8 protein-coding genes and 1 pseudogene are annotated in these 10,651 nt (G+C 74.6%); 4 read left to right on the plus strand and 5 right to left on the minus strand.

Features of this window, described 5'->3' with window-relative positions:
- Window positions 1-1,404: an SWIM zinc finger family protein gene (locus tag ABD946_RS12610; protein ID WP_345283022.1), complete on the plus strand. Its 1,404-nt coding sequence runs from the start codon at window positions 1-3 to the stop codon at window positions 1,402-1,404.
- 250 nt (window positions 1,405-1,654) lie between these two features.
- A complete protein-coding gene (locus ABD946_RS12615) occupies window positions 1,655-4,276 on the plus strand; it encodes a DUF6493 family protein (RefSeq protein ID WP_345283023.1) in 2,622 nt (873 codons plus the stop codon).
- 19 nt (window positions 4,277-4,295) lie between these two features.
- Here the strand turns inward: ABD946_RS12615 and ABD946_RS12620 are convergent.
- The 3 genes and pseudogenes from ABD946_RS12620 to ABD946_RS12630 all read right to left on the minus strand — a co-directional run bounded on the left by ABD946_RS12620 (window position 4,296) and on the right by ABD946_RS12630 (window position 6,341).
- Window positions 4,296-4,960: pseudogene (locus ABD946_RS12620) on the minus strand (alpha-ketoglutarate-dependent dioxygenase AlkB family protein).
- Window positions 4,961-5,048: 88 nt separating this feature from the next.
- Complete coding sequence (locus ABD946_RS12625; RefSeq protein ID WP_345283025.1) at window positions 5,049-5,384, minus strand: transglycosylase family protein; 336 nt, start codon at window positions 5,382-5,384, stop codon at window positions 5,049-5,051.
- A 207-nt stretch (window positions 5,385-5,591) separates the two neighbouring features.
- A complete protein-coding gene (locus tag ABD946_RS12630) occupies window positions 5,592-6,341 on the minus strand; it encodes a transglycosylase family protein (protein WP_345283027.1) in 750 nt (249 codons plus the stop codon).
- A gap of 589 nt (window positions 6,342-6,930) precedes the next feature.
- Here ABD946_RS12630 and ABD946_RS12635 point away from each other — a divergent pair.
- Window positions 6,931-7,779 carry a hypothetical protein gene (locus tag ABD946_RS12635; RefSeq protein ID WP_345283029.1) on the plus strand — a complete coding sequence of 283 codons (849 nt, stop codon included), beginning with the start codon at window positions 6,931-6,933 and terminating at the stop codon, window positions 7,777-7,779.
- Window positions 7,780-8,031: 252 nt separating this feature from the next.
- Window positions 8,032-8,460 (plus strand): hypothetical protein, encoded by a 429-nt coding sequence (locus tag ABD946_RS12640; RefSeq protein ID WP_380149713.1) that lies wholly within the window; start codon window positions 8,032-8,034, stop codon window positions 8,458-8,460.
- A 43-nt stretch (window positions 8,461-8,503) separates the two neighbouring features.
- Here the strand turns inward: ABD946_RS12640 and der are convergent, their stop codons facing one another.
- Together der and cmk are read right to left on the minus strand one after the other, a co-directional pair.
- The gene (gene der / locus ABD946_RS12645) at window positions 8,504-9,943 is read right to left on the minus strand and encodes a ribosome biogenesis GTPase Der (protein WP_345283031.1); all 1,440 of its coding nucleotides are present in this window, start codon (window positions 9,941-9,943) and stop codon (window positions 8,504-8,506) included.
- Window positions 9,944-10,065: 122 nt separating this feature from the next.
- On the minus strand, window positions 10,066-10,651 hold a 586-nt coding region (gene cmk / locus ABD946_RS12650; RefSeq protein ID WP_345283033.1), incomplete at its 5' end, for a (d)CMP kinase.

A 10,651-nucleotide genomic window follows, 5' to 3' on the forward strand; every position in this document is an offset into this window, starting at 1 on the left:
ATGACGCAAGCCGTACTGGCGTACGCCTACCGCCACCCCTCCGCCGTACTGGCCGCCCCCGACGGGCCGCGGCTCGCCCTGGCCACCTCCGGCGGCACCGGTCCGCTCGGCGCCACGGCCCACCCGCACTTCTTCACCGGCTCCCTCGCCTCCCCCGCCGCCGCGGCCGCCGGCCTGCTCTCGGTGGCCGACGTGGCCGCCACCCGCTACCACCAGCCCCAGCGCCCGGTGGTGCTCGACCCGGTGGTCACGGCCAACGGCGACCGGCTGCGCTTCGAGTCCTTCTCCGCCTGCTGCGGGGTGTACGCCCGGCTGGACGTGACGGCTGAGGGCCTGGACGGGGCCGAGCCCGGCCACGGCACCACCAACGTGGACGTGAACCACCCGCTGCGCGAGGCGCTGAGCCGGATCGGTTCCGCCGAGGCGCTCCGACTCTCGGTCGGCTCCGAGGAGTTGACGGTCACCGGCCCCGAGGGCCCGCTGCTGGAGAAGAAGGTGCCGCTGCCCGAGCGCTGGGTCCGCGGTTTCGCCGAGACCCAGGTGGTGGCCGCCGGTTTCGACCTGCGGGCCGAGCTGCCGGCCGCCGAGGCGGTGCGGTTCCTCCGCTCGCTGCCGCGCGGTGGTGAGAGCGCCAACGGCCGTTCCGGCAGCCGGACTCCGGTCGGCTGGGTCGTCCCCGGCCCGGGCGGCCGGACACTGCGCCCCGCCACCCGCCCCGCGCCGGGAGCCGTCTGCCTCCCCGGCCCCGAGCGCCTGAGCACCCTCCACCGGGTGCTCCGGCACGCCCTCGCCCTCCGGGTGTACGGGCCGCCGGTCACCGTGGGGGCCGCGCCCACCGCCTCCGCCTGGGAGGTGGCGCTGCCCACCGGCATGCGGCTCACCCTCACCCTCTCGCCCGACGTCGCGCGCGGCTTCTCCGGTGAGGGCGGGGTGCTCACCGCCCTCACCGCCGGGCAGTCGGCGGCCGACGCGGACCTGGTCTCGGTGCTGCTCGCCTGGGAGCCTCGGATCGATCCCGCCGAGCTGGCCCGGGAGTCCGGGCTGCCGGTGGAGCGGGTGCGGGCCGCGCTGGTCCGGCTCGGCACGGCCGGCCAGGTCGGCTACGACACCGCCGAAGCCTCCCACTTCCACCGCCAACTCCCCTACCACGCAGGGCGGGCGGAGGCCGACAACCCACGCCTTCGGGCCGCCCGGGCGCTGGTCGCCGCCGGCGCCGTCCACCGCTCCGGGTCGATCGCCACCGTCACCGTGGACGACCACGAGCAACGCGTCCGGATCACCGAGGACGGCCGCCTCACCTGCACCTGCCTCTGGTGGGCCAGGTACCGCGGCGACCGCGGCCCCTGCAAGCACGCCCTCGCCGTCACCCTCACCGCCACCCCCGAGACGCAGCCGGCCCGCTAAGGGCCCACCAGGGGCGCGAGGAACTGCGCGAATCGGAAGACACAGACCCGCCTGCCGGGTACGGACAGCCACCTGCAAGTGAGTCTCCGCCCCCGGCACACGGCAAGCCTCCTTCCGCAGCGCGCAGTTCCCCGCGCCCCCGGTGTGACCACCACCCCGCCGCCTCCCCGATCTCCGCCTCCCCGACCCTCGACTCCCCGAAGCCCCGCAGCCCCGAAGCCTCGATCCCGCCCCGAGAAGGACCACCCCGATGAGCCTCGCCGACGACCTCCGGGCCGGCCGCACCCCCGCCGTCAGCGCCGCCGTGCTCCCCCTCACCACAGCTCAACGCCGCTCCCTCCTCCCCGAGTTGAAGGCCCTACGCCAGGACCTCCGGGACGACTGGCGACTGCGCTCGACGGCCGCCCCGGCCCTGATGGTCGCTGGCGCGGTCTGCCACTCGGCCCCCTCCCAGGCCGCCGCCTGGCTCCGCGCCGCCGAGTTCGAGGGCGCCACCGACTGGCACCGCCCGGCGCTGCGCCGCCTGATCGACGCCCAGCCCGACACCTGGCGGGCCGAGGTGGCAGCCCGGCTGGCCGAGCACCGCCGCCGCCGCGTCGGCTGGGGCTTCTCCGTCACGTTCCAGGTCACCGAGTACCTGGTGCGCACCACCGGCTGCCCGCTACCGCTCACCGATTCCCTGGTCCTCAACTGGGCCGAGGACCGCTCCCTCCCCCTGCCCCGCCCGGACCTGCCCGGCCGCCTCCCGGTCGGCACCGGCCTTCACGCCCGGCTGCGGGCCGACTCCTTCACTCCGCTGCTCGCCCCGCTGATGTTCGAAGTCGCAGGCACCGCAAGGGTCCTGGAGAACAGCTGGAGCGGCCAGCCCGAGTCCGACCGCTGGCCCGCCGCCCTGGCCCGGCTCGCCTCCGAGGGCGTCCTGGACCGCGCCGCCCTGGTCTCCCGGGTGCTGGCCCGCCTGCTGCGCGGCGGCCGCACCATCGAACTCCGGCCCGTCCTGGCCACCTTGACCGTCCTCGCCCCGACTCCGGCCGAGCTGGCCGCCGAGGCCCACACCCTGCTGGGCCTGCTGGACGGCCCCTCCACGGTGGCCGGCTGGGCCCAGCAGGCCCTGATCGAGCTGGACGCCACCGGCGCCCTCGACCCGGAGGCGGCCACCGAGGCCTCCCGCACCGTGCTGTTCCGCGCCGAGAAGAAGCTGGTCAAGGCCCAACTCTCCTGGCTGGACCGGACGGCGAAGCAGGACCCGGCCCGAGCCGGTGCCGTCCTGCTCGCCGCCTCGGACGCCTACGGGCACCCCGACCGCACCCTCCAGGAGCAGGCCCTCAAGCTGACCGCCCGCCACCTCAAGGCCGCCGACGACCGGACCATCACCGAACTCCGCTCCACCGCAGCCCAGTTGGACCAAGCCCACCACGCGGCCGCCGCCGACCTGCTCGGCCTCGCCACCCCTCTCCCCGACAGCACCGACTACCGCGAGCAGCTTCCGCCCGCCCCGACACCCCGTCCGCTCCCCGCTCCGGTCGGCGGCCCCGCCGAGGCCGCCGAGGAGCTCTCGGCGGCCCTGTCCGGGCAGCCCGGCGTCGCCGGGTTCGAACGCGCCCTGGACGGCCTGGTCCGCTGGGCCTGGCTGGACGCCCCCGGGCTCGCCGAGGCCCTCGCCCCGGTCCTGGCCGCCGCCCCCTACCGCGACCTGCGCTTCGTCGCCGAAGCCGCCACCGGGCAGCGCACCGCCGCCGAGGTCGAGTCCTGGCGGCAGGCCGAGCACTCCCCGCTCCGGCACGGGCGCACCCACCCCTTCCCGGCCCAGCGGGCCCTGCGGCTGGAGGAGGCGGCCCGCCAACTCCTCGGCGAGCGCGTCCCGTTCCTGCTCGCCACCCCGACCCTGGAGACCGGAGTGCTCGACCCGGCCGTCCTGGCCGAGCGCCTCGCCCGCTACGAGGAGCTGGGCCTCACCCCCGGCCCCGCCGACTACGGCCAGGCCCTGCTCCGGGCGGCACCCGCCACCGCGCAGGCGCTCGCCGCCGCCGGGAAGCTCCGCTCCCCGCACGGGCTCCGGTACGCCGGCTGGCTGCGCGGCGGCGGCCTGCCGCACCAGCCGGTCACCGTCCGGCAGAGCAGCACCGGCAGCGCCTCCTGGCGCCACGCCACCTACCGCCTCGCCGTCCAGCCCGGGATCGACCCGGACGCGCTGCTCCCCGACATCGCCCCGGGCACACCGACCCTGCCCTCCCACATCGTCCGACTGCTGGGCCCGTCCGAGGAGTTGGAGCGCTACGGCTGGGCCCCCGCGCCGAGCGCGCACACGATCGCCGTCCTGCCCGGCCACCGCGAGGAGTTGGCCTCCCGCCTGCTGCGCCACTTCACCGACCTCGACGGCCACCACGTCACCGGCGACGGGGTCCGGGTGCTGCCCTACCTGGCCGAGGCCGACGGCCCGGCGGGCCCGGCCGTCCACCTGGCCCTGGCCCACGGCCTCGGCGCCCCGCGCCCCGAGGACCGCACCGCCGCCGTCGACGCCCTGCTGGTGCTGGCCGCCCGGGGGGACCTCGCCCCGGACCTGCTCGGCCGGGAGTCCGCCGAGCTGATCCGCGAGGGCTCGGTCAAGCCCACGCGCCTGGCCCGGGCCCTGAGCGCCGCCGCCGAGACCGGCGCGTACCGCACCGTCTGGACGGTCCTGGCCGCCGCCCTCCCCGCCCTGCTCGAAGCCGAACCCCCGCGCGGCACGGCCGACTTGATCGCCCTGGCCGCCGACTGCGTCCGCCGCTGCGGCCCCTCCGGCCTCGACCTGCCCGCCCTGGCCGGCCTCGCCGCCCGCCCCGGCACCACCAAGCTGCTCCAGGAGGCCCGCGCCCTGCACGCCCTCCTCTGAACCGAGAACCGCCGCTCCGTCAGTCCTCCAGCCCCGACTGACGGAGCGTCACGTTCAGCCGTCCGGTCAGCCCGAGCGCCGGATCCGCCGTCCCCGGGAGGGTGCGCGGCACCCCGTGGTAGGCGAACCGCATCGGCCCGCCGAAGACCAGCAGGTCACCGCTGCGCAGCTCGACGTCGGTCCAAGGCCTGGTCCTGGTCTCGGTGTTGCCCATCCGGAAGACGCAGCTGTCACCGAGCGAGAGCGAGACCACGGGCGCGTCCGCCCGTTCCTCCTTGTCCTGGTGCAGGCCCATGTGGCTGCCGTGCGCGTAGTGGTTGACCACCGCGATGTCCGGCCGGTACCCGACCGCCCCGGCGATCTCCGCCACCCCGCCCCGTACGCGTCGGCCACCGCCCGCAGCCCCAACTCCCCCAGCAGCGGCGGGAACGGCTTCACCGGCGCCCCGTCCCCGTCCACGACCGTGCGGACGTAGCGGTACGGGTACCAGTGCCAGCCCATCGAGAACGAACGCACCGACATCTCGCCGCCGCCCGGCATCCGCACCGTGCGCATCCCGGCCGGCGGGCGGGCCCACTCCCGACAGGCCTCGACCAGCGCACGCTGCTCCTCGGGGCCGAGCCAGTCCGGCAGGTGCACCACACCGGGGGCGACGACGGACCGCTCGCGCGGGAAGAGCTCCATGCCCCCATCCTCGCAGCCCGCGGCTCGCCGCGGCATGCCGCGCCGCACCGCACCCTCCGGCCGCCCAACGGTCCAGCAGTCCAGCGGTTCAGCGGATCAGCCCCAACTCCCGTGCGCACTGCGGCCAGGCGCTCCACCCCTGCCGCCGCTGGATCTCCTGGGCCACGGCTATCTGGTGGCGGCGCGGTGCGAGGTCGGGTCGCTCGGCGTAGCGCAGGCCGCCCGTCTCCTGCCAGGTGGGCTGCCAGATCTGGAGGCCGCCGTAGAAGCCGTTGCCGGTGTTGGCGTGCCAGTCGCCGTCGCTCTCGCAGTCGGCCAGCCGCTGCCAGGTGGCGTCCGGGACGGCGGCGGCCCCCGCCGGGGTGGCGGTGGCCAGCGGGAGCAGCGCGGTGCTCAGGGCGAGCAGGACCATCGGTCGCATCATGGGCCCATGAAGGCACGGCCCGCGCCGCCCGGCACCACCACCGGTCCGTCCAGGCGACGGGCCCCGGCGTGTCGTGCCCAGACGTACCCAGACCTGCCCAGCCCTGCCCAGGCGTGCGGAGACGTGCGGGAACGCCGACGGCCGCCCCTCCGTCAGGAAGGGGCGGCCGTTCTGGCACTTCGTCAGCTCACCGGAGCGTCAGAGGTCTCAGAGGTTGATGACCTGGCCCGGGAAGATCAGGTCGGGGTTGGAGCCCAGGACACCGGCGTTGTTGTTGTAGACAACCTTCCAGTCCAGGCCCTTCTCGGCGGCGATCTTGCTCAGCGTGTCGCCGGCCTTGATGGTGTAGTTGCCACCGTTGGACTTGGCCGGGGCCTGGGTCTTCGGAGCGCTCTTCGGGGCCTCGGCGGCCTTCGGGGTGCTCTTCGGCGCGGCAGCGGCCTTGGGGGCGGCGGCGGCCTTCTGCTCGGTCTTCGGAGCGGCCTGCTGCTTCGGGGCGGCAGTGCGGGTCTCGGAGCGCGAGGCCTTGCTCTCGGAGGTGGTGGAGGTGTCGACCTTGGCGGCCGCGCCGCCCTTGGTCAGGCCCGCCTTGACGGAGCACACCGGCCAGGCGCCGGGGCCCTGGCCCGCGAGCACCTTCTCGGCGACGGCGATCTGCTGCGCCTTGGTGGCCTGGTTGGCCGACGGGGCGTAGGCGGTGCCGCCGTAGGCGGCCCAGGTGCTGGAGGTGAACTGGAGGCCACCGTAGAAGCCGTTGCCGTTGGCGATGCTCCAGTTACCGGTCGACTCGCACTGCGCGACCTTGTCCCAGGTGGAGACGTCGGCGGCGGAGGCGGAGGTCGCCGTGACGAGGCCGGCCACGGGCAGGACGGCGACGGCGCCGCCCATGACAGCCAGACGAACGCGGTTGCGCTTGACGGCGGTGGTGGCAGCGGCGGTCTCGTTACGGAAGGTCATGAGTATCCTCTCGACAATCCCGGGCGGGCAGCCGGAACCAAGCCCCGTGGAGCCTGGTTTCGTCCGCCGCGTCCGCAAGACGGCCGTGCCCGTCGCTGTTCCGACGTGCCGCGCCGTCCCGGCAACCTTCCCCGCACACCTGCGCCGCTCTCAGGAGCGTTCACGCTGGTGGGCACCTGCCGCGCCGGAGTGAACCGGTGGGCCGTGCGCCGGGGGGTGAACCCGGGTAGTGCTCGTTGCACTGGTTACGAAGCTACGAGCCGGATAAGCAGATCCCAAACGTTTTCGGGTTTTCCCAGCTCAGCCAGGTGTTACCCGCAGTAAAGATCAAGTAAATGTGGACCCTATGTCCGATTTGACCACTATTTCCATGATCAAACATCCGCCCGACGTGACCTGGGCCACCTTCGGACCCCTGTGAGCTCGCGCACAGGATCGACAGATTGCGACCGCCCGCCCACACGGCGCAGTCGAAAACGCGGCAAATCCCGTCGCGGCGGCGTTCACCCGTGACCCCAGCCACAACGGCCCGTTGGTAATGGCGGTCGGGGCTGCCCGCACCACCCCCAGACGAACCGAGGAGTCCCCCGTGCCGCGCTTGCTCGAAGTCAGCGACGAGGTCCGAGCCGAGATCGGTGACGACGAGGCAGACAACCTGCTCGCCGGAGCCCACGCCCCCGACAGCTACGACTGCGCCTCCTGCCGGACCCCGGGCAACTCCGCCCGGGAGGCCACCAGCACGGTGCTCTTCGTCGCCGACGAGACCGCCGTGCTCGCCTTCGCCCACGCCCGCTGCATCCCCTCCCAGGTGGTCCCGGTCTCCGAGGACCAACTGCTCGGCGCCGTCCGCAGCATCAACGAGTCCCAGTCCGCCCCGACCCCGGCCGCCGTCCCCGCCCCGGCGCCCGCCCCCGTCCCGGCCGCCCCCGCGCCGGTGGCCGGCCAGCCCTCGGTCTCCAGCACCGGCCAGCCCGCCGTCCTCGGCATCACCTGCGGCCTGGTCCTGTGCGAGAACACCGGCCACGCCGCCCTGGTGATCGAGCCGACCGGCCCGGTCGGCCGCCCCGGCAACACCTCGGGCCAGGACGAGTTCCTCGACCTGCTCCTGGAGCAGGGCTTCCACCAGGTCGCCGACGTCGACAAGGCCCCGGGCCAGCTCCCCGGCTGGTCGGTCCTGATGGCGATGGGCCAGCTGCACGCGATCCTCCACCCCACCCCGGCGGGCAGCAACGCCGCCTGGTGGCAGGCCCACCAGCCGCTCCAGGTCACCGAGTCCTGGCGCTCGGCCGCCCGCCAGCTCTCCTCGGTCACCATGTACGCCGCCCCGGCCGGCACCATCGGCCGCCAGCCCCGCGAGGACCTGCTCCGCGCCGCCCTCGACCGGGCCGCCACCCGCGGCCTGCTGGTCGCCGCCGCCCTCCCGCTGGCCGGCACCTGAGCCGTCCGACGCACCGTCAGGGGCCCGGACGCCACCCCGCGTCCGGGCCCCGGCCCGTCCCCACCCACACGGGCGCCCCGCATCCCGCCCGTCCCCACCCACCCGGACACCCCGCATCCCGCCCGTCCCCCCCTCGTGCGAGCCCGCACGAGCACCCCGCGCACCCCCCGTCCGGCCACATCCCCGCAGGTCGGCACATGCCAGCACCCGCGCAGCCCGCATCCCCCGCCGGACTGGCTCGTTGGTTCCTGCGTGTACAGCTACGAGGTCGCCGCCGCCCACCGTCAGCCCACGACCCGTCCCATCCCGGGCATGCGCCCGTCGTACGACGCCGAGCACCCGAGCTCCCCGACGCCGATCTACGACGCGCTGTACTCCGAGTACCGTCGCCTCTTCCGCGCCCTGCCCGGTGACCGCTCCGGCGAGGAGTCCATGCGCTTCGAGGGCTTCGCGACCCGCTCCCCGTACGAGGGCCCGCAGCGCCCCGAGGCGTACCCGCCGCAGCAGCAGACCTTCCACACCTACCCGGGCCACGCCCAGGGCACCCCGCAGTTCATGCCCGCCCAGCAGAGCCACCCGAGCACCGGCCAGGGCTGGGTCGCCACCGGCTACCTCTCCCCCGCCGTCGGCGGCCGCCACCGCAGCAGCCCGATGCTCTCGCTCCCCCCGGGCCAGTACTGACCCATGCGAAAGGGCCCCCCGGAGGGGGCCCTTTCCGTACCGCTTACTTGCGCTTGCGCTTCTCGCGCACCCGCACCGAGATCGAGATCGGCGTCCCGACGAAGCCGAACTCCTCACGCAGCCGGCGCTCGACGAAGCGGCGGTAGCCCGCCTCCAGGAAGCCGGAGGCGAAGAGCACGAACCGCGGCGGCCGGATGCCGGCCTGGGTGCCGAACAGGATGCGCGGCTGCTTGCCGCCCCGGATCGGGTGCGGGTGGGCGGCCACCAGCTCGCCGAGGAAGGCGTTCAGCCGGGCGGTCGGAACGCGGGTCTCCCAGCCCTCCAGCGCGGTCTCGATCGCCGGGACGAGCTTCTCCATGTGACGGCCCGTCTTGGCCGACACGTTCACCCGGGGCGCCCACTGGACCTGCACCAGGTCCCGCTCGATCTCGCGCTCCAGGTAGTAGCGGCGCTCCTCGTCGAGCTGGTCCCACTTGTTGTAGGCGACGACCACGGCGCGCCCGGCCTCGACGGCCATCGAGATGATCCGGGTGTCCTGCTCGGCCAGGGTCTCGCTGGCGTCGATCAGGACCACCGCGACCTCGGCCTTCTCCAGCGCGGAGGAGGTGCGCAGCGAGGCGTAGTAGTCGGCGCCGGCGGTCAGGTGCACCCGGCGGCGGATGCCGGCCGTGTCCACGAACTTCCAGGTCTTGCCGCCGAGTTCGATCATCTCGTCGACCGGGTCACGGGTGGTGCCGGCCAGCTCGTTGACGACCACGCGGTCCTCGCCGGCCACCTTGTTGAGCAGGCTGGACTTGCCGACGTTCGGACGGCCGATCAGCGCGACCCGGCGCGGGCCGCCCAGCGGGGTGCCGTCGAAGGTCTGCGGCGGGGCCTCGGGCAGGGCGGCCAGCACCGCGTCCAGCAGGTCGCCGGAGCCGCGGCCGTGCAGGGCCGAGACGGGGTACGGCTCGCCCAGGCCCAGCGACCACAGGTACGCGGCCTCGGCCTCGGTGGACGGGCCGTCCACCTTGTTGGCGCAGAGCACGGTCGGCTTGCCGGCCCGGCGGATCAGCTTGATCAGCGCCTCGTCGGTGTCGGTGGCGCCGACGGTGGCGTCCACCACGAAGAGCACCGCGTCGGCCTGCTCGATGCCGAGCTCGGCCTGCGCGGCGACCATCGCGTCGATGCCCAGGACGTCGATCTCCCAGCCACCGGTGTCGACGAGCTTGAAGCGGCGGCCGTTCCAGGTCGCCTCGTAGGTGACCCGGTCACGGGTGACGCCCGGCTTGTCCTCGACGACCGCCTCGCGGCGGCCGATGATGCGGTTGACCAGGGTCGACTTGCCGACGTTCGGGCGGCCGACCACGGCCAGCACCGGGAGCGGGCCCTCGATCTCGCCGTCGCCGAACTCGCCGTCGAAGCCCTCCTCGGCGGCCATCGCCATGAACTCGGCGTAGTCGGCGGCGTCGAGCTCGCCGTAGGAGTCGTTGTCGTTGCTCATGTTCCGTACTTCCGTTTCCCGGCCCGTCCCTTCCCAGGGATGCGCCGTGCGTACCTGCCCCACGGGGGCAGCGCGGTGCGTCCGGCCGGAAGCTCCGGCAGACGCGAGGGTGTGAGCGGTCGTCAGACCGCGAGACCGGCCCGCTGTTCGACCAGGGTGGCGATGGTGTCGATCACCTGGTCCAGCGTGAGGTCACTGGTGTCCACCAGGACGGCGTCGGCCGCCTGGGTGAGGGGAGCGGTCTCCCGGGAGGAGTCCGCCCTGTCCCGGCGGGCCAGGTCGGCGGCCATCGCGGTGATGGTCGCCTCGTCCAGGCCCTTGGCCCGCAGCTCGGCCGCCCGGCGCTCGGCGCGGGCGGCCTCGGAGGCGGTGAGGAAGACCTTGACGGTGGCGCCCGGGAACACCACCGAGCCCATGTCCCGGCCCTCGGCGACGATGCCGCGCTCGGCCACCCGGGCGCAGCCGCGCTGCAGCTCGACCAGCCGGGCCCGCACCTGCGGGACGGCGGCCACGGCGCTGACCTGGGAGGTGACCTCCTGGCCGCGGATCGGGCCGGAGACGTCCTGGCCGTCCACCGTGATGGTGGGGCCGGCCGCGTCGGTGCCGGAGACGATCACCGGCTTGGAGCAGGCGATGGCCACGGCCTCGGGGTCGTTGACGTCCACCTCGTTGGCGAGCATCCACCAGGTCATCGCGCGGTACATCGCC

The organism is Kitasatospora albolonga (assembly GCF_039535905.1).
Lineage (GTDB): Bacteria > Actinomycetota > Actinomycetes > Streptomycetales > Streptomycetaceae > Kitasatospora > Kitasatospora albolonga.

Bases quoted from the DNA above. Each gene is read 5' to 3' on its own strand.
- ABD946_RS12610 (WP_345283022.1), top strand. From the start codon at position 1: ATGACGCAAGCCGTACTGGCGTACGCCTACCGCCACCCCTCCGCCGTA.
- ABD946_RS12615 (WP_345283023.1), top strand. From the start codon at position 1,655: ATGAGCCTCGCCGACGACCTCCGGGCCGGCCGCACCCCCGCCGTCAGC.
- ABD946_RS12625 (WP_345283025.1), bottom strand. From the start codon at position 5,384: ATGATGCGACCGATGGTCCTGCTCGCCCTGAGCACCGCGCTGCTCCCG.
- ABD946_RS12630 (WP_345283027.1), bottom strand. From the start codon at position 6,341: ATGACCTTCCGTAACGAGACCGCCGCTGCCACCACCGCCGTCAAGCGC.
- der (WP_345283031.1), bottom strand. From the start codon at position 9,943: ATGAGCAACGACAACGACTCCTACGGCGAGCTCGACGCCGCCGACTAC.